The 26998-nt window shown below is 42.0% G+C and carries 21 protein-coding genes, 1 tRNA gene and 1 pseudogene; 14 read left to right on the top strand and 9 right to left on the bottom strand.

Going from position 1 to position 26998, the window contains the following annotated elements; genetic code table 11:
- Positions 1 to 2: 2 nt before the first annotated feature.
- The 6 genes from CCC71_RS00560 to CCC71_RS00535 all read right to left on the bottom strand — a co-directional run bounded on the left by CCC71_RS00560 (position 3) and on the right by CCC71_RS00535 (position 5991).
- Positions 3 to 1703: a sensor histidine kinase gene (locus CCC71_RS00560; RefSeq protein ID WP_226974502.1), complete on the bottom strand. Its 1701-nt coding sequence runs from the start codon at positions 1701 to 1703 to the stop codon at positions 3 to 5.
- Positions 1700 to 2398: a response regulator gene (locus tag CCC71_RS00555; RefSeq protein WP_021841203.1), complete on the bottom strand. Its 699-nt coding sequence runs from the start codon at positions 2396 to 2398 to the stop codon at positions 1700 to 1702. Before CCC71_RS00555 ends, CCC71_RS00560 begins: the two co-directional genes overlap by 4 nt.
- Before the next feature lie 71 nt (positions 2399 to 2469).
- Positions 2470 to 3300 carry a phosphate ABC transporter ATP-binding protein PstB gene (gene pstB / locus CCC71_RS00550; protein WP_021841204.1) on the bottom strand — a complete coding sequence of 277 codons (831 nt, stop codon included), beginning with the start codon at positions 3298 to 3300 and terminating at the stop codon, positions 2470 to 2472.
- Positions 3300 to 4202 (bottom strand): phosphate ABC transporter permease PstA, encoded by a 903-nt coding sequence (pstA, locus tag CCC71_RS00545; RefSeq protein ID WP_127057797.1) that lies wholly within the window; start codon positions 4200 to 4202, stop codon positions 3300 to 3302. The genes pstB and pstA overlap by 1 nt, the downstream gene beginning before the upstream one ends.
- A complete protein-coding gene (gene pstC / locus CCC71_RS00540; protein ID WP_226974504.1) occupies positions 4189 to 5097 on the bottom strand; it encodes a phosphate ABC transporter permease subunit PstC in 909 nt (302 codons plus the stop codon). Before pstC ends, pstA begins: the two co-directional genes overlap by 14 nt.
- Positions 5098 to 5115: 18 nt before the next feature.
- A complete protein-coding gene (locus tag CCC71_RS00535) occupies positions 5116 to 5991 on the bottom strand; it encodes a phosphate ABC transporter substrate-binding protein (RefSeq protein ID WP_226974505.1) in 876 nt (291 codons plus the stop codon).
- A 579-nt stretch (positions 5992 to 6570) separates the two neighbouring features.
- Here CCC71_RS00535 and CCC71_RS00530 point away from each other — a divergent pair.
- The 5 genes from CCC71_RS00530 to alr all read left to right on the top strand — a co-directional run bounded on the left by CCC71_RS00530 (position 6571) and on the right by alr (position 11793).
- Entirely contained in the window at positions 6571 to 7329 is a 759-nt protein-coding gene (locus CCC71_RS00530) for a LamB/YcsF family protein (protein WP_156704874.1), read from the top strand.
- Between the two features lie 29 nt (positions 7330 to 7358).
- Positions 7359 to 8558: an NRAMP family divalent metal transporter gene (locus tag CCC71_RS00525; RefSeq protein ID WP_021841209.1), complete on the top strand. Its 1200-nt coding sequence runs from the start codon at positions 7359 to 7361 to the stop codon at positions 8556 to 8558.
- A gap of 43 nt (positions 8559 to 8601) precedes the next feature.
- Positions 8602 to 9357, top strand: coding sequence for a 5-oxoprolinase subunit PxpB (pxpB, locus tag CCC71_RS00520; RefSeq protein WP_264294493.1), 756 nt, complete (start codon positions 8602 to 8604; stop codon positions 9355 to 9357).
- Positions 9347 to 10378 (top strand): 5-oxoprolinase subunit C family protein, encoded by a 1032-nt coding sequence (locus CCC71_RS00515; RefSeq protein WP_021841211.1) that lies wholly within the window; start codon positions 9347 to 9349, stop codon positions 10376 to 10378. The genes pxpB and CCC71_RS00515 overlap by 11 nt, the downstream gene beginning before the upstream one ends.
- 305 nt (positions 10379 to 10683) lie before the next feature.
- Positions 10684 to 11793: an alanine racemase gene (alr, locus tag CCC71_RS00510; RefSeq protein ID WP_021841212.1), complete on the top strand. Its 1110-nt coding sequence runs from the start codon at positions 10684 to 10686 to the stop codon at positions 11791 to 11793.
- A gap of 177 nt (positions 11794 to 11970) precedes the next feature.
- Here alr and CCC71_RS00505 read toward each other — a convergent pair whose 3' ends face one another.
- On the bottom strand, positions 11971 to 12786 hold the full coding sequence (locus CCC71_RS00505; RefSeq protein ID WP_296332628.1) for an IclR family transcriptional regulator: 816 nt from the start codon (positions 12784 to 12786) through the stop codon (positions 11971 to 11973).
- Between the two features lie 443 nt (positions 12787 to 13229).
- Between CCC71_RS00505 and CCC71_RS00500 the strand changes: the two genes are divergently transcribed.
- The 8 genes from CCC71_RS00500 (at position 13230) to CCC71_RS00465 (ending at position 23060) form a co-directional block, all read left to right on the top strand.
- Positions 13230 to 14747, top strand: coding sequence for a UxaA family hydrolase (locus CCC71_RS00500; RefSeq protein WP_226974507.1), 1518 nt, complete (start codon positions 13230 to 13232; stop codon positions 14745 to 14747).
- Between the two features lie 151 nt (positions 14748 to 14898).
- The gene (locus tag CCC71_RS00495) at positions 14899 to 15678 is read left to right on the top strand and encodes an SDR family oxidoreductase (RefSeq protein ID WP_021841215.1); all 780 of its coding nucleotides are present in this window, start codon (positions 14899 to 14901) and stop codon (positions 15676 to 15678) included.
- A gap of 15 nt (positions 15679 to 15693) precedes the next feature.
- A complete protein-coding gene (fucP, locus tag CCC71_RS00490; RefSeq protein ID WP_226974508.1) occupies positions 15694 to 16938 on the top strand; it encodes an L-fucose:H+ symporter permease in 1245 nt (414 codons plus the stop codon).
- 108 nt (positions 16939 to 17046) lie between these two features.
- The gene (locus CCC71_RS00485; protein ID WP_021841217.1) at positions 17047 to 18159 is read left to right on the top strand and encodes an L-rhamnose mutarotase; all 1113 of its coding nucleotides are present in this window, start codon (positions 17047 to 17049) and stop codon (positions 18157 to 18159) included.
- Between the two features lie 12 nt (positions 18160 to 18171).
- A complete protein-coding gene (locus CCC71_RS00480) occupies positions 18172 to 19071 on the top strand; it encodes a dihydrodipicolinate synthase family protein (protein ID WP_226974509.1) in 900 nt (299 codons plus the stop codon).
- A gap of 179 nt (positions 19072 to 19250) precedes the next feature.
- Positions 19251 to 20402 carry a lactaldehyde reductase gene (gene fucO / locus CCC71_RS00475; RefSeq protein ID WP_127057787.1) on the top strand — a complete coding sequence of 384 codons (1152 nt, stop codon included), beginning with the start codon at positions 19251 to 19253 and terminating at the stop codon, positions 20400 to 20402.
- A 250-nt stretch (positions 20403 to 20652) separates the two neighbouring features.
- Complete coding sequence (locus CCC71_RS00470) at positions 20653 to 21927, top strand: MFS transporter (protein ID WP_226974510.1); 1275 nt, start codon at positions 20653 to 20655, stop codon at positions 21925 to 21927.
- A 227-nt stretch (positions 21928 to 22154) separates the two neighbouring features.
- Positions 22155 to 23060, top strand: a complete 906-nt coding sequence (locus tag CCC71_RS00465; RefSeq protein WP_226974511.1) for a DMT family transporter — start codon at positions 22155 to 22157, stop codon at positions 23058 to 23060.
- A 107-nt stretch (positions 23061 to 23167) separates the two neighbouring features.
- Here CCC71_RS00465 and CCC71_RS00460 read toward each other — a convergent pair.
- Together CCC71_RS00460 and CCC71_RS10905 are read right to left on the bottom strand one after the other, a co-directional pair.
- Positions 23168 to 23241 (bottom strand) — tRNA-Gly (locus CCC71_RS00460).
- Between the two features lie 47 nt (positions 23242 to 23288).
- Positions 23289 to 24357: pseudogene (locus CCC71_RS10905) on the bottom strand (IS30 family transposase).
- A gap of 517 nt (positions 24358 to 24874) precedes the next feature.
- Between CCC71_RS10905 and CCC71_RS00450 the strand changes: the two are divergent.
- Positions 24875 to 26905, top strand: coding sequence for a dynamin family protein (locus tag CCC71_RS00450; protein ID WP_296332621.1), 2031 nt, complete (start codon positions 24875 to 24877; stop codon positions 26903 to 26905).
- Positions 26906 to 26998: the final 93 nt, after the last annotated feature.

The following is a 26998-nucleotide window of genomic DNA, read 5'->3' as shown; positions in this document are numbered from 1 at the left end:
ATTTAGTTGTCGTTGTTTTTGAAACGAAGAATGAAGGTTGTTCCTTCACCCGGTTCACTCTTAACAGCTACGGAACCACTGTGGATTTCCATAATATGTTTTACAAGGGCAAGACCAAGGCCGCTGCCTTCACGTTTGCTGTTGCGGCTCGGATCGGCCTGATAGAAACGTTCAAAGATACGGGCTTGTTTGTCTTTAGGAATGCCGATACCTTCGTCGGTGACGCTGACAACGGTAAAGCTTTCTTTGGTGCAAATATTAACAATAATATGATTATCCAGGTTTTTGCTGAATTTAATAGCATTGTCAAAGAGATTGATAAACACTTCTTCAATCAACTTAGGGGAGAGAAGTAAGGACGGGCTTTCACCGGTTATGGCCAAGGTGATATTTTTGCCCTGTCGCTTAGTGGCTAATTGTTGCCAAGCTGAATTAATGACGGAGCGAATTGAGGTTTGTTTAAATAGTACTTCAGACCCTTCGTCTTCGATGCGGGAGAGTTTTAAAATAGTGTCGATTAGTTCCTGCATGTGAAGGGCAGCGGTATGAATATGACCGCCCAGTAGGGTCGCTTCTTCTTTGTTGGGATACATACCCTTAGCAAGAATTTCCGCATAGCCGCTGATGGTAGTAAGCGGTGTTTTTAGTTCGTGTGATACATTTGAGGTAAACTCATAACGGCGCTGTTGCTCTAAATAGCTCTGCGTAATATCTGAGATGATAACAAGCAAGCGACCTTTGTAGCGATCTTCTTCCGTAATGTGGAAGATAATATGAAAATGCTGATTATCTTTATGAAGCAAATATTCGCCGCCCTGATGTTTGCGCATGGCGTTAATTACATTTTTGCGCCATTCTACATCATCGGAAAGCAGTAAAAGCGATTCGCCGTGTAATTCGCTTTTAGCGTTTAAAAACTCTTTCAAGTGTTCATTATATGTAATGATGGTGCCGTCTAATTCGGCCAATAAGAGCCCTTCGTCCATTTCTTCCATAATAGACCGGAGGGTATTTTTTTCGGCCTGTAGACGCAAAATCATGGCTTCAAGTTCATTTTTTTGAAAAGACAGACGCGATAGAAGCGGTGTAATTTCATTGTACGCCTCGTCAATAACGGGCTTGGTATCGCCGTGCGAGGTCCAGGCTTTAACGATTTCTTCAATCGGATAGATGGCATCAGCCGTCCAACGCCGGGCTAAGAGATAACAACCGCCCGACATGGCCGCAAAGAGCAGGAAGAGCCCCGGGGCGGCGTCTAAGATAACTTTGTAAACGGTAGAACCGTTACGGGAGACTCGCAAAATCGAGTTATCCGGCAGGCGAATGGCCTCGTAGTAACTGATGGCATGGATGGTGGAAGAGTCACGAATATCACTGCCTTCGCCGTGGAGGATGGCCTGTGATATTTCGGGACGCTGCAGATGATTATCCATTGAATCCGCATCGTGGACGGAATCGAATAATACTTTTCCTTCGTAGGAAATCCAGGTAATACGCAAGGTATTATTGGTGGATTGGGCTATGGCTTGTAATCGGTCCGGTGTTAATGTGCCTGTAGACGCAATAATTCGACCTTCCGTATAGAGTACGGTGCGAAAATCATGTTTCCAGTTATTGTAGAATAAATAACTGAGAATTACGGTGCTGACTACGAGACTCAACATGCCCAAGCCGAACAGGGCACGGAAGAACTTCTGTCTCATATGGTGGCCTCCCAACGATATCCGATGCCGCGAACAGTCTTAAGATGGCGGCCGGCATGGCCTAAATGTTGTCTTAAGGTAACAACATGCATGTCAACGGTACGGGATTCGCCTTCATAGGAGAAGCCCCAAACAACTTCCATAATGCGTTCACGGGAAAGGGCAATGCCCGTGTTTTCCATGAAGTAGAGTAAGAGTTCGTATTCTTTGAGGGTTAACGCAATAGGTTGGCCATCAAGGGTGACGATGCGACTGTCTTTGTCCAGTACTAAATCATCACAAGTGAGCACGGATTTCTTAGGTGGCGTTATCGGACGGGTACGACGCAATAAAGCCTTTATACGGGAAACAAGTTCAACGACGCCGAAAGGCTTAGTGATGTAGTCATCGGCACCGCCGTCGAGACCTTGCACGACATCAATTTCGGAAGTTTTGGCGGTAATCATAATAATCGGCAAATCCTGGGTAGCAGGTTTTTCACGAAGTTTATTTAAGATGGATAAACCGTCTTCACCTTCCAGCATAATGTCGAGCAAGACAAGTTGAGGCCGGCGTTCTTCCAGGGCGGCCCAAAAGGGTCCGCTTGACTCGAAGGTGCCGACCTCAAAGCCCTGCCCGTTTAACACATAGGAGATAAGTCCGCGAATGCTGTCTTCATCTTCTACACAATAAATTAAAGGGTGGGTCTGTTTCATAGCTATCTCCTTATTCTGATAGAAAAAAAGGAACGAACTGCATTGAGTTCGTTCCGGGGAGTTTCCTGTTATCAACCGAAGCGACCGTTAATGTAGTCAGCCGTTTTTGGCTGTGTTGGTTCGGTAAATATAGTCTTTGTTTTATTATATTCTACCAAATCTCCCATTAAGAAGAAAGCGGTTTTATCAGAAATACGAGCAGCTTGTTGCATATTGTGTGTAACAATAACAATTGTGTAGTCTTCTTTTAATTCTAACGCTAATTCTTCGATTTTAGCAGTGGAAATAGGATCGAGCGCACTGGTAGGTTCGTCCATGAGGATTACGTCAGGGCGAGTTGCCAAGGTACGAGCGATGCAAAGACGCTGTTGTTGACCACCGGATAAGCTGATGGCACTTTTGTGTAAGCGGTCTTTTACTTCATTCCACAAGGAAGCTTGGGTCAAGCTTTTTTCAACGATTTCGTCGAGTTCGCTTGCTTTTTTGATGCCTTGTAAACGTGGGCCGAAGGCTACGTTGTCATAAAGGCTTTGTGGGAATGGGTTAGGTTGCTGGAAAACCATGCCTACGCGGTGACGAAGAACGATTGGTTCCATGTCGGCGTAAATATCTTCGCCTTCTAAAAGGATTTTACCTTTAACGGTAACATCACCTTCAAGGTCGTTCATGCGGTTTAAGATACGTAAGAAGGTAGATTTACCGCAACCGGAAGGTCCGATTAATGCAGTAATTTCGTTCTTCTTAATGTTCATGTTGATATTTTTTAAGGCATGGAAGGTGCCGTAGTAGAAATCGAGGTTTTCTACCGTAAACGCGTTGCCTACCGCTTGATCGGCTACAGCTTTAGCACCGGCATTTACCAACACTTGCTGATTGGGCATTGCTACTTCAGAAATTTCCATTATTTGTTGTCTCCTAGGTTTTTACGATTAAGGTGACGGCTCAAGGCACGAGCACCGATACTGAATGTGAAAACGAGCGCTAAAAGTACGAGAGCACTTAAGTTGGCCATGGCACTTGCATTTGGATCTAAAGATTCACTGCGGGACGCCCAAATTTGAAGGGATAATGTTTCACCGGAACGGAATGGGTTGAACGCATTGGTAGGGGACGTAATGTCCGTGCTGGCCCAATTGATGTCGGTACTCATACCGGCGGTAAACATAAGAGCAGCGGCTTCACCGAATACACGGCCGGCTGCTAAGATGATGCCTGTAATAATAGCCGGGAATGCGGCCGGAATTAATACGCGGCTGATAGTTTGCCATTTGGTAGCACCTAAACCGTAACTACCTTTTGCATAGGATGCCGGTAAGGCGCGCAAGGCGTCTTCGGTGATAGTTGCGATAAGCGGTAAGGTTAAGATGGATACCGTTAATGCACCGGCGAATAAGTTCCATTGGGAGTTGGTCATGATGATGAACACCAAGTAACCGAACAAACCGAGAACGATGGAAGGTAAAGAAGATAAGGTTTCAATAGAGATACGCATAATCTTTTGTGCTTTACCTTTAGTTGCGTATTCCGCCATGTAGATACCGGCACCGATGCCGAGGGGAATACTGATGAGTAAGGCTAAGAACACGAGATAAATCGTATTGAAGAATTGGTTACCGATACCGGTTGGTGAGAATGCTAAGAGCTCAGGTTTGAATTCACTCAAGGCACTCCAGGCAATATGGCCGACAAAACCAACTAACAGTAATAAGGTAGCGCCTGCAAGGATATGCAAACCCAGTGTAACCAAGCGGTCGGTAGATAAAGCCCGTCGACGAGGGCCCGGAATGGCTTTACTTGCTTTCACTTAGGTTGCCTCCTTTAGATGTAATGTAGCGAATGAGTAAAATGAACAATAAGGAAATTACGAATAGGAATAATGCCATGGTCCATAATGCCATATTGTATTCACTGCCTTCCATAGTACCGCCCATATCCGCTGCAATCGCACTGGTTAAGTTAACGGTAGGATCCAATAAGGATTTAGGGAAGGCTTTCATTTTACCGATTACCATGGCTACCGCCAAGGCTTCACCGAAGGCACGTGCCAAGCCGAGTACAACGCCGGCTAAGATACCGTGTTTAGCTACCGGTAAAACGATTTTGTAAATTACTTCCCAGCGGGTAGCACCTAAGCCGTAAGCACCTTGACGGTATGTTTTAGGCACACTGTTAATGGCGTTCATGGTTACAGATGTAATCGTTGGGAAAATCATGATTGCGAGTACAATGGATGCTGCCAATACGGAGAAACCGCTGTCAGCTGTAGTGTACTTCTGAAGGAAAGGTACCAAGATGGTAAGACCTAGCCAACCATAGATGATTGAAGGAATTCCTACAAAAATTTCAATCACCGGTTGCCAGAAACGACGTCCGACGCTAGGTGTAATTTCCGCCATGTAGATGGCTAACGCAATACTTACAGGCGTTGCCATTATCAAGGCGAGAGCACAGGTAATAAGAGAGCCGACAATATAAATGCCGGCTCCAACGTGGCCGCCGCCGTCAAGCGTGTCGGCGGGCTGCCACTGGGTTGAGAATAGGAATTCTGAAAGACTGTGCCCGTAGATAGTGAAGGTACCGGTACCACGATAGAGGAGGAAGATCCCAATCGCTGCTGTAATAATCAGTAGGAAGAGACCTGCGCCTCTGATAACGTTACGCCATATTCTATCGGCGCGTAAAGTGCTTTCAATGTTCATCTATTATTACCCCTATTTTTACTGTTTAACTTTAGAGGCTACACCGTAACCTTGAGCTTCCAATTTTTTACCATATTCATCAGACATGATGAAGTCTAAGTATGCTTTCTGAAGAGCGTCAGGTTGGCCTTTAGTGTACATGTGTTCGAAGCCCCATACTCTGTAAGAACCATTGTAGCTGTTTTCGAGGGTAGGAGCCACGCCGTCGATGGAGATAGCAGTTACGCTGGAGTTATTTAATAAGTAAGGAAGAGCTACATAACCGATAGCGCCAGGAGTGTTGGCGATACTCTGAATTAAAGCACCGGAGTCGTCAGTTTCTAACGATTTGTTGGAAGCTTCTTGGTTTTTGTCAAGAGCAAATTCAGAGAAGAGAGCACGAGTACCGGAAGTAGTAGGACGAGTTACCAATACTACGTTCTGGTCAGGACCGCCAACTTCTTTCCAGTTAGTTACTTTACCGGTGAAGATGTCGATCAATTGCTGTTTAGTCAAGTTTGGAACTGCTTTAGCAACATCTTTGTTAGCTACAGTTGCTACAGTTACGATTGCTACTTTGTGGTCAACGAGTTCAGCTGCTTTTTCTTTGGATAATTTTGTTTCAGCAGGAACGTCGGAGTTACCGATGTTTACAGTGCCGTCGGAAACTTGTTTCAAGCCGGTACCGGAACCGCCACCGTTCAATACGATGGATACATCAGGATGTTTCTTTTTGAATTCAGCCGCAGCATCTTTTGCTAATGGAAGTAAAGCGGAAGAACCGGAAGAAGTGATGGTTCCTTTTAATGCCTGAGAGTTTGCAGGGGCAGAGCTGTCATTGCCACAACCAAGTAAACCGAGTGTTAACACGCTTGCTACTGCCATTGCTGTAAATGCCTTACGTTTGAAGTTCATGATTCAATTGCCTCCTAATTAGAAATGGACGTATTTACCAATTTAGTTTGTACACACAGTATAACTAAGCTGTGTAAAGTTTTTCATGTCCCTCTGTAAAAGTTTTGTAAAATTAATAATAAATGAGAATAAGTTCGATATAGTTTGTCGCGAGGGGGTTCTTATAGGCTTATATAAATATTTTTTTATTAGATAGGAATTTTGAATGGATTCTGTATGTTTTATTAATGAAGCAAATGTCTTTTATGGACGGAACTCATAAATCCTTTGATTTAAAATGACGATTTTGGGACGTTGAAAGTAGATAATTTCGGTAGACTTAAAATTAGGAGGTTATGTGTACGGCTGTAATCGGGGTGTATGAGGCTGTAATCAGCGAGGCGTACGAGGCTGTGATCGGCTAGGTAAATTGTTTAACCATTTAGGGAATATTTTTGTATTTTTGAATTGCACATTCATGATTTAGTGCTATAATTTATTTAAACTATATTCTATAGAAGATTAAAATAACATCTGATGGGGTTATAGAAGCTATGGTTGCAGAAAAAAGAGAAAGGTGTTTAGAAAGGAGCGATTATGATGCGCGTGGATATGAACAGTGATTTAGGTGAAAGTTTCGGTACTTATACGTTGGGGATGGATGAAGCGGTGCTTACGCATGTAACCAGTGCCAATGTGGCTTGCGGTTGGCATGCCGGGGATCCGCTCATCATGGCGAAAACCGTGCAACTTTGTAAAGAAAAAGGCGTAGCTGTCGGTGCTCATCCGGGCTATCCCGATTTAATGGGATTCGGACGCCGCAACATGACGATTACACCGGCGGAAGCTAAAGCGTATATGCTCTATCAGGTAGGGGCTTTGCAGGCTTTTTGTAAAGCTGCCGGCGTGCCGCTACAGCATGTAAAACTTCATGGTGCTTTTTACAATACGGCTTGCGTGGATCCGAAATTAGCGTCCGCTGTATTGGACGGTATAGAAGCGCTGGGTGATGGCATTGCCATTATGGCACTCAGTGGCAGTGTTATGGTTGAGATGGCCAAAGAACGCAACATTCCGGTTATTCAGGAAGTATTTGCCGATCGCGGCTATACGGCTAAAGGAACTTTAGTACCACGCAGTGAACCGGGTGCCTTTGTCAAAGATCCGCAGGAAGCATTGGCCCGTATTTTGCAGATGGTAAAAGAAGGCACCGTAGTGGCTAATACGGGTGAAACCATTCCGATTGTCGCTGATTCCATTTGTGTTCACGGTGATAATCCGGAGGCGGTAGCCTTTACGAAGGAACTTCGGGAAGGGCTCGAAAAAGCAGGTTTAACGGTGGCTAATTTTGCCGGCTAGGGATAAAGAGGTATTAAGGGAGGTTTTCTATGAAGCGAGTTGATGATAATAAAAAAAGTCTGTCCGTTTTAATCGGGGCGGCCTTTTTGATGGCTACATCGGCCATCGGTCCGGGGTTTATGACGCAGACGGCGGCTTTTACGGATCAGTTTAGAGCGGACTTTGCCTTTGTTATTGTGGCATCCGTTATTTTATCGTATATAGCGCAGCTCAATGTGTGGACCATTATTGCCGTTTCCAAGTTGCGCGGTCAGGATATTGCGAATCGCGTATTGCCGGGACTCGGTTATTTTGTAGCCTTTCTGGTTGCTTTGGGCGGTTTAGCTTTTAACATCGGTAATATCGGTGGGGCCGCTCTTGGGATTAATGTAATGATTGGGCTTGATACAAATATCGCGGCCGTTTTGTCAGCCGTTTTAGGCGTCATTGTCTTTATTTCCCACAAGGCGACCAAAGCTATGGATGCGGTGACCAAATACTTAGGGATTTTAATGCTCTTATTAATTGCCTATGTTACCGTGGTAGCAGCGCCGCCGGTAGGGACAGCCATAAAGCATAGTGTGTTGCCGCTAAAATATGAATGGCTTGCCACCATTACTTTACTTGGTGGTACGGTTGGCGGTTACATTACTTTCTCCGGCGGTCATCGTTTGATTGACGCCGGCATAGTAGGTGAGGAAAATTTATCGCAAGTACGTCGTTCCGCCACTCTTGGCATGGGCGTAACAACCTTGGTGCGAGTGCTTTTCTTCTTGGCCGTATTGGGCGTGGTAATGCAGGGCTATACTTTGGATGCAGGCAATCCGGCTGCTGATGCGTTCCGTTTTGCCGCCGGTGAAATCGGCTATCGTATTTTCGGCTTAGTATTCTTCTGTGCCGCCATCACTTCCGTAGTAGGCGCGGCCTACACATCGGTGTCATTTTTAAAAACTCTGTTTAAAACTGTGGGACGCCACGAAAATCTTTGGATTATCGGGTTCATCATTGCGTCGGCAGTTATCTTGGTACTCATCGGCAAACCGGCTATGCTCCTCATCGTAGCAGGTTCGTTGAACGGTCTTATTTTGCCGGTTACTTTAGCCGTTATGCTGATTGCGGCCAAGCGTAAAGACATTATGGGAGAATATAAGCATTCCCCAATATTACTGTGGAGCGGTTGGGCCGTAGTCGCTATTTCCGCGTACATCGGTTATATTTCGTTACAAGGTATTTTGAAATTAATTCAGTAGCTTAAAAATAAACGGGCTACTCATTGATTAGGAGGTGGCGGTATTGACACCTATACAGGAAACATTGCGCTTTGCACCGGTAGGTGATAAAGCGGTAACGGCCGTATTCGGGGATACAATCGATCCGGCCATTAATCGCAGAATTCGTCATACGGTGCAGGCTTTGCAAACTGAAGTGGGCCATACCATTGAAGAAATGGTATCTACGTATAGTTCGATTTTAGTGATTTATGACCCACTGAAAAAAGATTATGACGCCATTTGCGACATGATAAGCGCAGCGTCGCAAACTGAGAATGAAACAGCTGCAGCCGACAAGGTAAGGGTCGTAGAGATTCCCACCGTGTATGGCGGCGAGTATGGCATGGATATGGACTTTGTAGCCGAACATGCAGGGCTTACGGCGTCAGAAGTCATCAATATTCACAGCGGTACCGATTATTTGGTGTACATGTTGGGCTTCATTCCGGGCTTTACCTATCTTGGCGGTATGGATGAACGTATTGCTACCCCTCGTCTTACTACGCCGCGCACCCTGATCCCGGCCGGCTCTGTAGGTATTGCGGGGGCACAAACGGGGATGTATCCATCCGATTCGCCGGGCGGCTGGCAAATTATCGGACGCACACCGGTTCGTTTATATGATGGCAACAGTGAAAAACCGACCCTTTTGGAAGCCGGTGATTATGTGCGCTATGTGCCGGTTTCGGAAGAAGAATTTTTAGATATTAAGGCCCATTTGGCGACCTATGAAGTAAAGTCATTTTATTGTAAGGAGAGTGAGCTCCATGGTAGATAATACTTTTACAAAAAACGGTGCCGCTCATGCCTTTCATTTGATTGGCAATCCTCATAGCGGCGTGTCGCCTATTGCGTATTGGCAAATAGAACAGCCGGGCTTTTTTACAACCGTTCAAGACGGCGGTCGGGCGGGCTATCAGCAGTACGGTATGCCCGTGGCCGGTGCGATGGATCTTGAAAGTTACGAACTAGGGCAACGTCTCGTAGGTAATCCTATGAATCTGGGTGCTTTGGAATGTACCGTTATGGGTCCTACCTTTACGGTTGTTGAACCCTGTGTAGTAGCCTTTACGGGGGCTTTGATGGGACCTATGGTTAACGATGTGCCGGTGGCGATGAATGAGGCGATTCGCTTACAAACGGGTGATGTAGTATCATCCACATTCAGTACGAATGGCGTACGCATGTATATTGCGGTGCGCGGCGGTTTTAATGTACCCGTAATAAACGGCAGTGTGGCTACACATGTAAAATCAAAGTTGGGCGGCTATGGTGGCAGTCGTTTGCAAAAAGGGCATGTGCTCATACTCGGCGATGAACGAATCGCCGCGACCGGGCTTAATCGAGCAGTTTTACCTGATTATACCGTGCCTCTTCAGTATGAAACACCTATGGCACGACGAGCTAAGCAGGCAATTCGTATTGTGTTAGGTCCTCAGGCGGATAGATTTACGGAAGAAAGCTACGCCATTATGACGAGCGAGCCTTATGAGATTACCGCTGCGTCCGACCGCATGGGTTATCGCTTGGCCGGGGCTAAATTGAATCACATAGACGGTGCTGATATTATTTCCGATGGTGCCGTATTTGGATCGATTCAAGTGCCTGCCGATGGCCAGCCGATTATTTTAATGGCCGACCGCCAGACTACCGGCGGTTATACTAAAATTGCTACGGTTATCACCCCTGATTTGCCGATTTTGGCACAAATGGGACCGGGTGAAACTGTAAAATTCGAAATTGTAACGGTGGCAGAGGCTCAGGCTATTTATAAAACCTATTGTGCTATGTGGCGCTAAAGCGGAGACAATATTATAATCAGCAGGTGCATTCAACCGTTATATAACGGCCAGAAATCCTGCTACAGCTACCCGAAGTCAGATAATTCAGCTAAGCTGTTTTATCTGATTTCGGGTATTTTTGCTATGGTAATCGGTGCGATGTATAATAAAGGTAGATTTTATAGAATTTTAGCGTATAATAAAAACGTGACTAAAATATATTTTTTTACCTTACTACTTAACATACATGTTATAGACATGTAATATGCATTGTCTTATGCAACAGCTGGCATACAGGCTGTCGCTTAGGAGGAATTTAACGTATGAGACCGACCCACATAGAAATCGATACGGCCATTATTCGTGAGAATTTGCGTCGCATCAAAGATAGTTTACCGGAATGGAGTACCAGCACGGCGGTAATTAAAGCTAACGGCTATGGCCATGGCAGTGTCATGGTAGGCCGTATTGCCGTAGAAGAAGGCTATGAATCGCTGGCCGTAGCCTTTCCGGAAGAAGCCTTACCACTTCGTGCGGCCGGGATTATGGTGCCGATTTATTTATTGGGCATTACCTTGCCCCAGTCTTTTGATTTAATTGTGGAAGGTAATTCGCGACCGGCTATCTGTGAGTCTACTGACCTGGCGGCTTTGGAAGCTTGTGCCGCCCGTCATGATACGATTATTGAATGTTGTATTGCCGTTGATACGGGGATGCATCGTATCGGTATTCATCCGGATCACGCCTTGGATTTTATGCAAAAAGTGGAAGCGTATCCGCATTTACATGTGGATGGGTTCTTTTCTCATATGGCCAGCGCTGATGCGGCCGATAAAACCAGTGCGCACCAACAAACGGCCTTGTTCCGCAATATGGTGGAAATGATTCGCGCCCATCGCTCCGAACCGTTCCGTTTTTCCTTGGCTAACAGTGCCGGTTTGTTGTCGGTTAAAGATAGTTTATTTACCGATGCGCGTCCCGGTATTATTCAGTATGGCATCATGCCATCCTTAGACGTGCCGAATCGCTTAGGCTTGCGCCCGGCGTTAAGTATGTATAGCAAAGTTGTACATGTGCAACATTTAAAAGCCGGTGAACGCATCGGTTATGGCGGTACCTATACGACGGACCGTTTGACCACGGTCGCTACCGTGCCGGTAGGGTATGCCGATGGCTATCCGCGCAGCTTGTCGAATCGCGGCAGTGTGCTCATTCATGGTCGTCGCTGTCCCATTGTAGGCCGTGTATGCATGGACCAGTTAATGGTGGCTATGCCAGAGGGCGTACCGGTTCATCCCGGCGATGAGGTTGTTTTAATCGGCACACAAGGTGATGAAAGCATAACTGTACTTGAAATTGCCACCTTGGTTGGCACCATCCCGTATGAAATCTTCTGCGATTTCTCGGAACGGGTACCGCGTATTTATATTTAGGTGTATTCGTTGCAGGTGCTTGCCGCATTTTAATTAAACGTAGAAATGTCCTTTAACCCGTAAAAATATTATACTTTTAATAGCAGTGCATATATAAAAGTTCCCTATTACGACTGAACTCATGATTGAGTACGGTTGTGATAGGGAACTTTTTTGTGTATTAATACCTCTATTGAATTAGTATTGGAAGTTTTTAGTTTCCATAAGTTTGGCAATGACGGTACCGAAGCGTCTTAAAATATATTTTATGTTCGTAATGTGTTCCGGTGTAGCATCGAAGACGATGAAACTAATGCTGAGGGCGGCCACGATTTGGTTGTTTACGCGCAGTGGCATGGCAATACAGCGGGCGTATTTCGTGATTTCCTCTTCTTCGTAAGTAAATTCATCATTGGCGTCTTTATGGATATCTTGATAGAGTGCATCTACCGTAGGAATGGTATTCTCGGTTAACGGCGGTAATGAATTCGGGAACAATTGACGTAAGTCCTCCAAGGAGTGGTCGTATAATAAGGCTTTGCCTAAAGCGGTGGCGTAAGCCGGTAAGCGTTTACCGATGGAGGAAATCAGCTGTAATGGTTTCGGACTGTTTACCTTTTGCAGGTACATAATTTCATTGCCTTCCAAGATACCCAGATGGATGGTTTCTTTACACAAGGAAGACATAGTCTCCATTTGGTCCTTAATGAGTGTCAAAATATCACCGTTATGCTGGTACGTATTGCCGATGATGAAGGCCTGTTTACCAATAGTATATATTAGAGACTCGTCTTCGCAGAGTAAGAAGTTATTATCTACTAATGTTTTTAAAATAGGGGTGAGCGTACTTTTTGGGCAATCGAGCTGTGTAGCAATTTGCGATAGGGTTAACCCGTTACTGCCGGCCACCGTTTCAAGAATCTTAATAACTCGCAAAGTCGGTTTATGTTGTGTGGGCGAAGGCGTGCAATCGGAGGGCAAGGCATCATGTTTAATTAATTTTTTTGAAGGCATATTAAAAACCTCCTTTCTCAATATTGTTTTATTTAAAGGTAATATATTATGCCAAAATCTTTAACGTATATAATTTGCATATATATTGTATCACGTTTGTTCGTATATGCATACTATAATATGATTTTCGCAATTTACTGCCTTTGGTTATTGTTATTATGATAAATAGTTATTGCGTATATACGAATGTTATTGACTTTTACGTATGATAAGTATATGATAAGAACATAAATAGTACGTAAATAATATTTGTGTTTGTATATACGAAACACAAACACAATTCTTATATGCGAACAGGTTGAATTTAGACTGTGATTAAAAGTATGTATATAAGTACAAGTTTGTGAAAATATACAAAATGTGTGTGAAGAAGTTACTCTTTTTAGAAGCTTGGTAATGACCGGCTTAAACCTGTAAACAAGTGCATTGTGGAGGTGTAACAGATGAAAGGTATTCATGTAGGCTCAATTGATAATGTAGCAACAGCTATTGAGCCCTTACAAGTTGGCGAAGAGGTTCTTGGTGTAGTGATTAAAGAACCGATTCCAAAAGGTCACAAATTTGCGACGGAACGAATCGCCAAAGGCAGTCCCGTTATTAAATATGATTCCCATATCGGTGTAGCTGAAGTAGATATTGAACCGGGCCAATGGGTTCATGTTCACAATATCGAAGGCGAACGCGGTCGCGGCGACTTGGATTCGGAAGTTCGCGATATTGATCAAGATGTAGAACGTAAAACAAATATTGAAAAAGGTAAAGACAGCTATAAATTGACCGGGTATCGCCGCAGTGACGGCAGCTTCGGTTTCCGCAATCATATCTTGGTAATCCCAAGTGTTCACTGCGCCAACAAAGTGGTAGAACGTATTGCCAACGGTGTTATGTACAGCGATGTAGAACGTCGTGATGACACCAAAGTTGTATATGTAAATCATCAACACGGTTGCAGCGAACTTTCCTATGATGCGGATCAGACGAAAGATGTTATTGTAGGCACCGCAGCTAATCCAAACGTATATGGCGTTTTGGTAGTCGGCCTCGGTTGTGAGGTAGTGCAGGCTCACACCGTAGCTGAAGAAATTAAAGCGCGCGCACCGTATAAGAAAGTAGAATTTTTCAATATTCAGGCCACCGGCGGTACGGAAAAGAGTATTCGTCGCGGCACAGAAATTGTTAAAAATATGTTGGCCGAAGCGTTAAAAGAAGAACGCAGTGAAGGTACCTTGGCGGATGTAGTACTCGGTACGGAATGCGGCGGCAGCGACAGCTTCTCCGGTTTAAGTGCCAATCCGGCGCTCGGCGTAGCCTCTGATATCGTAGTCAGTCACGGCGGGGCCGTAATCTTGGCGGAAACAACCGAACTTATCGGGGCAGAACATATCTTGGCAAAACGCGGTATCAATGGTGTTGTGAGTGAACAAATCATGAGTACCATCAAAGGGTTTGAACAAGAAGTTATCGACTCCAATGCGGATATTCGCGGTGCTAACCCAAGTCCGGGCAACATAGAAGGCGGCCTCAGCAGTATTGAAGAAAAATCTTTAGGTTGTATTTATAAAGCCGGTAACAGTCCGGTAGTGGCCGTAAAAGATTATGCAAAACCGATTGTGGATAAAGGCTTAACCTTTATGAATACACCGGGCAATGATATTGAACAATTGAGCGGCATGGTAGCCGGCGGATGTAATATTGCAGTATTTACAACCGGCCGCGGCACGCCGACAGGCAGCCCGATTGCACCGACAATCAAAGTATCGTCCAACACCTTTACATATAACAATATGAATGATGCTATCGACTTAAATGCGGGCACCGTAGTGGACGGTAAACAAACAATTAAAGAAGTGGGTTATGAAATTGTAGATGCTATTTGTGAAGTGGCTAACGGCAAACTAACAAAAGCAGAACATAATGAACAGAATGACTTTTCAATTTGGCGCTTGGCCACAACCGTATAGTACGGCAGGCCGTACGCATGGCAGATGAGATTGTGTGTGAATCGAGTCGGCCGTGTTTCCAAGGAATATAAACAGTAAGTCCGGTAAGAGGTACGCGACTTAGTTGGTTTATAGGTGTATAGAGTGTTAATTTAAATTGGAGGTATGTATCATGGATTTGCAATTAAAAGACAAGGTTGTATTTGTAACCGGTGGCGGTAAAGGCATCGGCAGTGGTATTTCCCTTTCGTTGGCCCGTGAAGGTGCGATTCCTATTATTCTTTCCCGTTCGCCAATCACTGACGAATTCAAAAAAGATATGGAAGCTATCACGACTAACTATGAATTCATTCAAATTGACTTAAACGACACTGACAAAATCAAAGGCATCGTTGACGATGTAGCAGCTCGTCGCGGTGGCATCTACGGTATTGTAAATAATGCCGGTGCCAATGACAACAAAGACCTCGACACTACATCTTGGCAGGAATTTGAAAAGAGCATTCATGGTAACTTGACTCACTACTATGAATTGGTACACGCATCGGTAGACTACTTGCGTAAATCCAAAGGTTCTATCTTGAACATCACATCCAAAACGGCGTTAACCGGTCAAGGTAAAACCAGTGCTTATGCAGCCGCTAAAGGTGCTATCTTGGGTCTTACCCGTGAATGGGCAGCCGCTTTATTGGATGACGGCGTACGCAGCAACTGTGTAGTAGTCAGCGAATGCTGGACACCTTTATACGCTAATTGGATTAAAACATTTGACGATCCGGAAGCTCGTAAAAAAGTTATTACCGACAAAATTCCGTTGGAACGTCGTTTCACAACAATCGAAGAAATTGCTGACACAGCAGTTTTCGTATTATCGCCTAAATCCTCGCATACTACCGGTCAATGGGTATTCGTAGATGGCGGCTATGTTCATCTCGATCGTGCGTTGAGCTAATAGGAGGTACTGTACATGAATCAACAAGGTGCCGCAGGTAAACTCGTTACCAGCAGAAACATTAAAATCGCGTTTTGGTTAGTAACTTCTTTATTCTTCCTCTGGGGTTTCAGTTATGGCCTCTTGGACGTTATGAATAAAAACTTCCAAAATCACTTGGGTATTACTAAAGCCGTATCCGGCTTATTGCAAGCAGCTTACTTCGGCGGTTACTTCGTAATCGCAATTCCGGCCTCCATGGTAGCTACTAAATTCGGCTACAAAGGCGGTATCATTATGGGTCTGGCCTTATATGCATTAGGCGCTTTACTTATTATCCCGGCCAGTAACGAACAAAGCTTTAACTTATTCTTATTAGCCTTCTTTATTATCGCCTGCGGTCTCGGCAGCTTGGAAACAAATGCCAACCCGTACATTACCAAATTAGGTAGTGATGAAGATGCGGCGTTCCGTATCAACATGGCACAAAGCTTCAACGGTGTTGGCCAGTTCTTAGGACCAATCGTTGGCGGCGTATTGTTCTTGTCCTTATCCCACGGCAACATTGACCAAAACATGGCCAACGTTCAGATGGTATATGTAGGGATTGCCGTAGTAGTACTTGCTGTATTGGCACTCTTCGTGTTTACACGCATGCCGGAAGGTGCTGAAGTTAGCGAAGCAGCCGGTGATGTTGTAGAAGAAGATACTGACAGCTCTTATGGTAAATTATTCTCCTTCCGTCATTTCCGTTTAGGTGTTATTGCTCAGTTCTTGTATATTGCTGCACAAGTAGGTGCCGGCGCATTCTTCATTAACTACTCCGTAGAACACTGGCATGGTTTGGCTGACCATGAAGCGGCTTACTTCTTCAGTATCGCCTTGGTAGCCTTCTTACTTGGTCGTATCGTAACAACACCTATCATGAAAAAGGTTAGAAGTAACGTAATCTTGGCTACTTACTCCTTGATCAATGCGGGGATTATGGTTGTGTTACAATTCGTACATGACTTACCGGCCGTTATCGTTCTCTGGTTATCCTTCTTCTTCATGTCTATCAGTTTCCCAACAATCTTCGCTTTGTCTGTTGTGAAAATTCCTAACAGCTTAGTTAAAAAAGCAGCCAGCTTGTTAATCATGAGTATCGTAGGTGGTGCGTTCATGCCGTTCTTCATGGGTTATGTAGCCGACCACTGGGGTACCGGTGCCAGCTTCTTACTCTTATTACCTTGCTTCTTATATGTAGCTTGGTACGGTTTGAATGGTGTATCTAAAGACTAATACGTACTGACAAGGATTGCCGGCTGAAATGTCGGCAATCCACTTATATGGCTAAAAATTGATTATAAATAAGCTATAAGAATGTCTTACATTAAAGGAGACGGTAACATGTTGGAAATTGTAGACTCCCATTTACATATATGGGACTTGGATGTATTACATTTACCTTGGTTGAATTCCTGCAAAGGGGTAATTCAGCAGAGCTTTTCCATGGATGACCTGGTTAGAGAATACGCCAAAGCCGGCGTAGACTTTAAAGGGGGCATCTATATCGAAGTGGACTGCGACGACGCGATTAAAGAAGATGAATTTATCTTCAAGTTGAACAGTCCTAAGATTTTGGCAAAAATTATGCGCGCTCGTAATTTGAGCGGTCATGTTCGTTTGCCGGCCGGCATCGTAGGTGTACGTGAACCGCTTCACATCGACAGCTCCCCACGGGGCCGTTGTTTGGAACGCAGCTTCATTGAAGGCCTCGAAGTATTGGCTGATAAAGGCTTAATTTTTGAAAGCTGTAACCGTGTAGAAGAATTGATTGATATTTATCAGGCCGCAGCACAAGTTCCGGACTTAAAATTAGTTATCAACCATTGCGGTAACGTAACGGAATTGACGCCGGATTACAAAGAAGCGATGACTAAGTTGGCATCCTTGCCGAATGTATACTGTAAAGTATCCGGTTATGCTACGGAAGATAAGGTGTTTGTTAAGAACTTATTAGACTTTATTTCCGGTACCTTTGACCATAGTCGCTTAATTTATGCATCAAACTTCCCGGTTGTGGAATTGTATTCTAACTTTAAGGATCATTTAAACTCCGTACGTGAATACTTCCATGATGATCCTGACATTTTCTCTAAAAATGCCAAAAAATTATATAAATTAAATAAACCTCAAGTGTTTGCCAGCGTAATTAAACTTCGCCCTGAAAAAGCGGAATATTACAAGGCATTACATGCCGACCCATTCGCCAGTGTAAATAAAATGATTCGTGAATGCGGTATTACACACTATCAGATTTTCAATCGTGATGATTTGCTGTTTTCAATTATGGTCTATGAAGGCGATGATTTTGAATACGATATGGCAAAAATGGCCAACGATCCGGAAACACAGCGTTGGTGGCGTGAAACCGATCCGTGTCAAACTCGTATCGAAGGCGCTCAGAAAAATGAATGGTGGGCCGACATGGAAATGGTATACGATTTGAATAAGAAGTAGGGGGTAAGGCTTGTGAAAGCAAAATATATATGTCCGATTTTGACATCGATGAATGCGGACGAAACAGTTAACTACGATCAGATGCATGCATTTTACGATCAGTTGATTGAAGCCGGTATTGACGGCGTATTGGCCGGTGGCAGCGCCGGTGAATTCTATGCATTTTCATATGATGAAATCAAGGAATTTATCTTGGATGCCATTGAATACGGCAAAGGCCGCTGGGAAGTTATCGCCGGTACCGGTCGTATGGTAAAAGCGGAAACTATTCAGCTTTCCAATGAAGTACTTAAAGCCGGTGCTGATGCGGTTATTATTGTAGGTCCATACTACAGCGCTTGCAACGGCGATGACGTATTTGCTTACTTTGATGAAGTATTGAGTGCCATTAATGGTCCTGTTTATATCTATAACTATGGTGATCGTACCGGTTTTGATATTCCGGCTGAAACCTTGCTTCGTCTTCGTGAAAAACACGATAACTTGGTAGGTGTTAAAGATACACATCCGGTATTGCGTCATACGCAACGCTATATTCAGTTCTTAAAGCCTAAATATCCTGAATTCAAAGTGTACACAGGCTATGACAACAACTGTATCCCATCGGTAATCTCCGGTGGTGACGGCTGTATCGGCGCTCAATCCAATGTGGATCCGAAAATGTGTGCCGATGTAATCAAAGCGTTGGATGCTGAAGATTTAAGTGCTTTAAAAGAATTACAACGCAAGATTGATGCTTACTTTGCTTTCTATGAAGTGCATGTACCATTCAATCCGGTTATGAAATGGGCTCTTAAAGAATTAGGCGCACCTATGCAGGAAAACTGCCGTGTACCTATCAAACCGTTGACAGATGCTCAAAAAGAAGCATTAGCTCCGGTAGCCGATGCTTTATGGCGTAACAAAAAATAAATCAGTTATGTAACCTTTGTAAGGGTTTCATATAGGTGCCATGACGCTGCATCGGCACGTTGTGGCACCAAATAAAAATGACTCCGGCAGGAATTCCGGGTTCATATACAGAAATGTATAAGCAAGGCAATTTTTTCAAAAGGTAAATTCTAATTTCTCTCGATTAGGAGGCAACACAAATGGTTAATCGCATGATTCTTAACGAAACATCCTACTTTGGCTTTGGTGCAATCAATAACATTGTAGGCGAATTAAAAGCCAACAATTTGAAAAAAGTATTGGTTACCACCGGTAAAGACTTGATTAAATTCGGCGTAGCTACTAAAGTTACTGCTTTATTGGATGAAGCCGGCGTAGATTATGAAATTTTTGACGATTTAAAACCAAACCCTACGATTAAGAACGTGCAAGACGGCGTAGAAGCTTGTAAAAAAGCAAATGCTGATTGTATCGTAGCTATCGGCGGCGGCAGCACTATCGACACCAGTAAAGCCATTGCTATCATCATGACAAACCCTGAATTTGCTGATGTTCGCAGCCTTGAAGGTGTTGCTGATACTAAGAACAAATGCTTACCTATTATCGCGGTAACAACTACTTCCGGTACAGCAGCTGAAGTTACTATTAACTACGTAATTACTGACGAAGAAAAACGTCGTAAATTCGTATGTGCCGACCCTCATGACATTCCAATCGTAGCTATCGTTGACCCTGATTTATCCATGGGTATGCCTAAAGGCTTGTGCGCTTCCACCGGTATGGATGCTTTGGTTCATGCTGTTGAAGGTTTCATCACTAAAGGTGCTTGGGAAATGACTGATATGCTTCATTTGAAAGCTATCGAAATCATCGGTCGCTCCCTTCGTGACGCAGTAGCCGGCGACCCTAAAGGCCGTGAAGCTATGGCTCTTGGTCAGTACATTGCCGGTATGGGCTTCTCCAACGTAGGCCTTGGCATCGTTCACTCTATGGCGCATCCTTTGAGCGCTTTGTATGATATTCCACATGGCAAAGCTTGCGCTATGATGCTTACGGCTGTATTGAAATTCAATGCTCCGGCAACCGGTGAAAAATATCGCGATCTTGCTAAAGCTATGGGCGTTCAGAATGTTGACGGCATGAGTAAAGAAGAATACCAGAAAGCGGCTATCGACGCTATCCAGAAGTTAGCTGACGATGTAGAAATTCCTAAGAGCTTGTTAGAAGCCGGCGTTAAAGAAGAAGACATTCCGTTCTTGGCTGAATCCGCTAAAAACGATGCTTGTACGCCAGGCAACCCACGCGACGTATCTCAAGCTGAAATTGAAGAAATCTATCGTTCCATTTTATAAGAGAAACGCAGTTTCTTAAGATTATATAATTTTTGCTCGGTAATTAGATAATCTAAAATAAAGACCGTAGTATCTGTGGTTATAACTATAGATACTACGGTCTTTTTTGCGCTTGTGATTGGTTATTTATAAAATTTATGACTGAGTTTTTCTTTTGTAATTTTACATAAATTGTTTAAACGAATATAATTAGCCACTGTAGTACGTACAATTTCATGTCGATGTTTTTTTCAAGGAGATGCTATTAGGTATGGAGGCTCACAAAGAGAAACTGTGGACATTGCCGTTTGTGCTGGACACAGTGATTAATTTATTGGTATTTTTGATTTATTATTTATTAATCGTAATTATTGCGGTGGTAGCGAAAGATACATTGCATGCTACTTCAAGTCAAGCCGGTTTGGCTGTAGGGATTTATATTATTGGTACTGTAGTGGCCCGCGTTTTTGCAGGACGCTTTGTAAGTACCTTAGGGAGTCGCAAAGTACTTTATGTAGGTTTGGGAATTTACTTAATATCTACGGCGTTATATTTTTATATTCCTAATTTGATTGTGCTTGATACGATTCGTTTTATTAACGGCTTTGCTTACGGGATTACTTCAACCGCAACCAGCACTATCGTGGCCAGTGTTATTCCGAAAGCACGGCGCGGTGAAGGGATTAACTATTATGGTTTGAGTACCAGTTTGGCAGCCGCTATCGGCCCGTTCTTAGGGATTTTTCTTTTGTCACTTACGGGATTCCGTACTATTGTGGCAATTTGTGTTGGTCTTGTAATCCTTTGTGTGATTGCTGCGTTGAGCATGAAATACGAAGAACCTCAGTTCAGTGAAGCTATTAAAAAAGAAGAATCGGGGCGCCGTATTTCCGATTATTTGGAACCGCGCGTTAATTCCATCACATTGATTTCGGTTCTTGTCGGTTTTGCATATTCGGGGATTTTAGGCTTTATGGCGTCTTATACCCGTGATATTAATATGGTACAGGCCGGTACCTGGTTCTTCGTTGTGTATGCAGTGGTAATTACCCTCACACGACCATCCTTGGGACTCATCTTTGACCGCAAAGGTGAAAACTATGTATTATATCCTTGCTTTATTTCGCTGGCTATCGGTATATTATTATTGGCTTTTGCCGATGCATCGTGGATGATTTTATTATCCGCCGTTTTTGTGGGTCTCGGATATGGCACGTACATGTCCAACGGACAGGCCGTGGTGGTAAAAATGGTGCCGTTCCATCGCATCGGGATTGCTACATCCACTTACTTTATTGCCCTTGATATCGGTCTTGGTTTTGGCCCTTACGTATTAGGCGGGGTTAAGGAAATCGTAGGTTTTACCAATATGTTCTTACTAACCGTTATTGTGGCACTGGTTGCCTTTGTATGCTATCACTTCTTATATGGTCGTTTATTGGGAACACCTAATGATCCGGCTTTGAAAGCGCAAAAAGAAGAATTGGAAATTCGCAATCAGGACGGCAGTTTTACTCTGGAAACGGGCAAAGTCTCATTAAATTAATAGGTTTTAAGCATAAGAATTTAGCTTGTTTTTATTTTTCAGATGATATATACTAGGATAAAAGAGTAGCTAATGTGTATTGAGCGTGAACAAATTCTGTTAGGTTTGTAGCGCTAATATTGTGCTTTGTAATTACGATTTGTTGCACTATTGTGTGGGCAAATCGTTTTTGCAATATGCAGTTATAATTTGAGTGTGTGTTATATGATGGATTGAGGAGATTGGAAATGTCCGTAAAGCAAGCTGAGCTAATGATGCTGTTTGTTACGTTTTCATGGAGTTCATCCTATTTATTGATGAAAATTGCGCTGACCGGTGTGGATCCGTTTACGCTTATGTGTTTACGATTCACAATTGCCTTTGTATGTGTATTACCGTTACTTTTAAAAACAATAAACATTTGTTCCAAACGAACGGTCGCTAAAGGATTATTTCTCGGATTTATGGTCTATGCTTCGTTAATTGGCACGATTGTGGGGCTAAAACATACGACTGCCTCTACGGCTGCTTTCTTAGGAACTACGGCGGTGGTCTTAGTGCCGATTATAGAAGGTGTCTGGCAGCGTAAGATGCCGCCTATGCTTACCATCTTAAGTATTGCATTGGCCTTTGTGGGCTTAGTGCTCTTTACTGTCAAAGACGGTTTATCCCTCGATATAGGGGCTCTTTATTGTTTGTGGGGCGCCTTCGGTTACGCCGTTTACATTGTAGTCGTCGGTCGGATGGCCAATGAGAAGGATATGTTTTCGGCTACATTGATGCAGTTTGGAGCCATTGCTATATTCAGCGGGCTTAGCGCTTTTATTTTTGAAACACCTCATTTACCACAAACGGGCATGCAGTGGGGAGCTATTTTAGGCTTAGCCGTTATATGCAGTGCCTTTTGCTTCGTTATGCAAAGCATCGTACAGCGTTACTTATCGCCGTCCCGCACGGGTTTAATTTTCTCCATGGAACCGGTCTTTGCGGCCATTTTGGCATACTTCTTCCTTAATGAAGTCATGGATGGTCAAGGGCTAATCGGGGCTTTGCTCATCATGATTGCCAATGTTTTGAAAAATATCGTGTATCGGATTAGATATGTAAATGCACAACGGAAACGTAAAGTGTGGAACCGTAAGCGAATGGTATAGGGGAATCCGAAAAATATAGAATAACACAGATAAAAATAAAGAAATAAAAGAGCCATTAGGATTTTAACGTTTAGTTAATCCTAATGGCTTTTTGATTGTTAAAATTATGGAGCGGCCGATGGGAATCGAACCCACCTCTACGGCTTGGGAAGCCGTCGTTCTACCGATGAACTACGGCCGCAAATGTCTTTTTATATTTTATCAACTTTGGTTATGTTTGTAAATACTTTAGTAAATTGCAATATGAAATTGAACACTTTTAAAAACCCCGTAACTTATTAACTTCTTCAATGAAGGCTTCTTGTGGTGTCCGGTAGTTCAGAATTTTGCGTGGCAGTGCATTACACCAATCGGTAGCACGTCGAAGTGTTGCTTCTGAAACATCACGAATAGCAGTTCCTTTGGGAATAATACGGCGCAATAAGCCATTGTGTCGTTCGTTAGAACCACGTTCCCAAGCTGCATACGGATGAGCAAAAAACACTTGTAAATACTCTGTTTCTAACTCAGCAATAGATGCAAATTCAAGACCGTTATCGGCTGTAATTGTCTTGCAGAGTTGCTGTAGTGAGTCATGAGTACTGAAGCTTAGTAACCAGCTCTCTAGCGTATTTTTAATATCAGCTGCTTTAGCTGACGGAGAACGCAATGTTACATAAGCCCGTGTTTTACGTTCCAATAGGGAAATAATCACTTCATCATGCTTATCTTTAATGCCACGGACAGTATCAAGTTCCCAATGACCAAATTCTTCACGAGTCAGAATAGATTCATCGCGTAGATCAATGGATTTACCAAGGTTTTTCTTGTGTTTACGTGTAGAACGACGTAATACTAACGGTAAATCCATGGGTTTAATACGGAGAAGACCTTCATGTAGATAGTTATATAAAGTTTTGGTAGACACCATTTCATTACGTACAAACAAGCACTTACGCAAGGCGTAGCCTACAGCAGCATCAAGTGACCATTTATGGACTAATACCTACTCTTCTACCCACGTAAGAAAAGGTGAAATGATACCGGCTTTACGAGTGTTGAAGGAGCCTTGACGGGTTTTCTCATAGTTAAGTTGTCCATAATCTGCTAAGTACATTAAAACTCGTTTGCCGGCTTTAATTTGTTCTACAGAACCGCACTGTATTTCGCTTTGAATCGTTGTACGAGAACGGCCTAATGCATTAGCAATCGCTGTTTTTGATACACCTACTTGTAATTGCTTTTCAATAAAAAAGTGTTCTTCGTAAGATAAGTGTTTGTTTGTACGTAATGATGTGTTATGATTAATAGAGTCCATAGTGATATCGATACCTCGTGTAAAAGATTTGGTTTAGCGACCTTAATCATAACACAAATCGGTATTCACTATGGATTTTTTATATGTTCAATTTCAGTTTACAATTAACCAACCGAATAAATTTATTTTTTGATAAGAAGTAAAAATCAATATAAGTAATTTATTTATGTGTATCGTAAAATTATATTTTGTGGCATACTAAATATAAGAAAATGATGAAGAATTATGAAGCGAGAGCTTTATATCTTAGAGTTATAATATAAATAGTAGTGACAAAACCGAATAAGTGTTTTATTGAATAAGGAGTCGTGTAAAAATTGATACAGTATATCTGATAACTAGTGAAATTCTTCTGTATTACTCTGTTTAATGGTGGTTTATAAAGGGCAATTGTTATTCATTAGATAATGATATTAATTGTTGATAGGCGATAATGAGGTTAAGGGAAATGATTTTAAAATAATATGAGAATGTAAAAAAAGAAGTGTTAGATAAATATAGTGAATTAAAAAAGATATTGAAAGATGAAGAGAATGACTTAGCCGATTTTGATAAAATAGCTGAAAATATTAAAGCTGAAGTCTTTAATTTAGTCGTCCTTGGTAAGCATAATAGTGGCAAGTCAACATTTATTAATGCTTATTTAAATAGTGAAATACTCCCAATGGACAATACATCCTGCATAAGTGCAATAATAAAGATAAAAAATGGAGAGGAGTTTAAACTGGGAGTAAAAAAAGCTAATGATGATTGGGAATATATAATGGGTGAGTCTAATGTTAAACAGTATATAAAAGATTACGCTGTAAGAAATAATCGATTTGAGAAAATCCCGACAGCTTTAATAGATAGCGAGTTTTTAATAAAATATGAAGGTGATTTAAATCGAATAAAAGTAAGTGGATTAAATGAAGCTATAAGTAGTGAAAATAATTATGATATTGATTGTAAAGAGTATTTTTATTTAATTGAGCAATATATTGAAGAAATGCGATTAAAATGGAAAGATATTGTAGTTGAGTTTGATATAGAATGCCCTTTACCTGACGAACATAAGGGAAAGACTATCGTAGAGGTTCCTATTTTAAGTTCATCGGGGAAATTAGGAAGATTAGCAGAAAAGAATATCAGCGTGGCGAATGCGATTATCTTTTTGGAATCGTTAGATGATCAATCACAAGAGTTTAATGCATTTCAAAATTTTTTAAGAAATAATACAGATAAAAATAAGGAAGGTATATTGTTTTGGGTGAGAAACAAAATTGCAAATTTTGATGATGAAAAACTTCATGACTTGAACTCTCGAGTGATTAAAGATTGTAAAAATAATATTCAAGAAGGGAATATTTTGTTTATAGATAGTAAGATGCAACTGTTTATAAATAAATGTAAAAAATTAAATACGATTGAAAAAATTGATGAATATTTTCGTAGTTTGGAAGGAACAAACTTTGATTATCGAAGTATAAGTAATCTTTGGTGCGAAAATAGAACGAAACTAAATAGTTTTTATTATAAAGCTGCTAAAAAATCAAGTTTCTTTAAATTGGAGAAACAGATAGCAGAGTGTGTTAGAAAATTGAAGTATTTTCGGTTGTATAAACTATTAGAAAGTATTGAGAACCGGCTTACTAAAATAAAATTAAAAAATGAAAATGATTTAAAACTAAATCAGAAGCATTTAAAAGAGAATAAAGCAATTGAACGGAAAATAGAAGTTGAACGAGATAGATTAATTAAGAGCATAGAAGTGATTAAGGAAATATATAGTTTTGTAAATGATATGTTCATTGATTTCAGTGAAAACAAGACGCCTATTGAAGAAGAAATAAAAAATACTAAGAAACAAATTGTGAAATCTTTAATGGATTACAAAAACTCATCAGATACTATGATTTCTGATAAAAAATTCGATATATTGAGAAGTTATATTAATGATGGAATCGATAATATCAACAAGAAAATAAGTAATATCAAAAATAAATTGTCGGATAGATATAATGAATTGGATAGTTTTTGTAATAAGGAGAGCATAAATGTTAAATATAAAAAGATGTTTGGGAAAGTAATATTCATAGAATTAGATTTTGAGCGTTTATTTTTGTTGACGAAAGATGATGCTAATGTTGACACATTACCTAAGCGAGAAGCGGAACTCAATGAACCTGGAACCAATTTTCAGCAAGGTGTAAAGTTACTATCGTTTGCTATTGATGCTTTTTCTAAGGACGATAAATTTGTTGAATATTCTCGGGAGGAGCATGCAGGGCTTATTATAAACGAATTTATGTCAATATTAGAAAATGTTGTTGTATCAGATTTAAAGAATTTCATTGATATAGGTAATTATATTTTAGGAATATGCATTGATTCATTTGACATAATGAATCATAGTCTTGAAAGTAAGATTGATGAATTACAATATAAAAAAAATGATTCAGAAAAAAGAAAGAAATTATTTCAAGAATTGGAAGTGATAAATCGAAAGATTTATGAGTATCTTAAATTAGTAGAGCCTCTTAAGGTTGAAATTGATAATAATTTATAGTATCTGTCTAAAACTAATAATGTTTGTTGGTCGTAAAGTAAATATGGGAATATTATTATAAATCGTTATAAGAATGTACTATAGGGGAAGAGT

The sequence above is a fragment of the Veillonella sp. LMAG:90 genome (assembly GCF_008679445.1).
Classification (GTDB): Bacteria; Bacillota; Negativicutes; order Veillonellales; family Veillonellaceae; genus Veillonella_A.
Note: the sequence above shows the minus strand (reverse complement) of the source record. Positions and strands in the feature narration are given on the sequence as shown.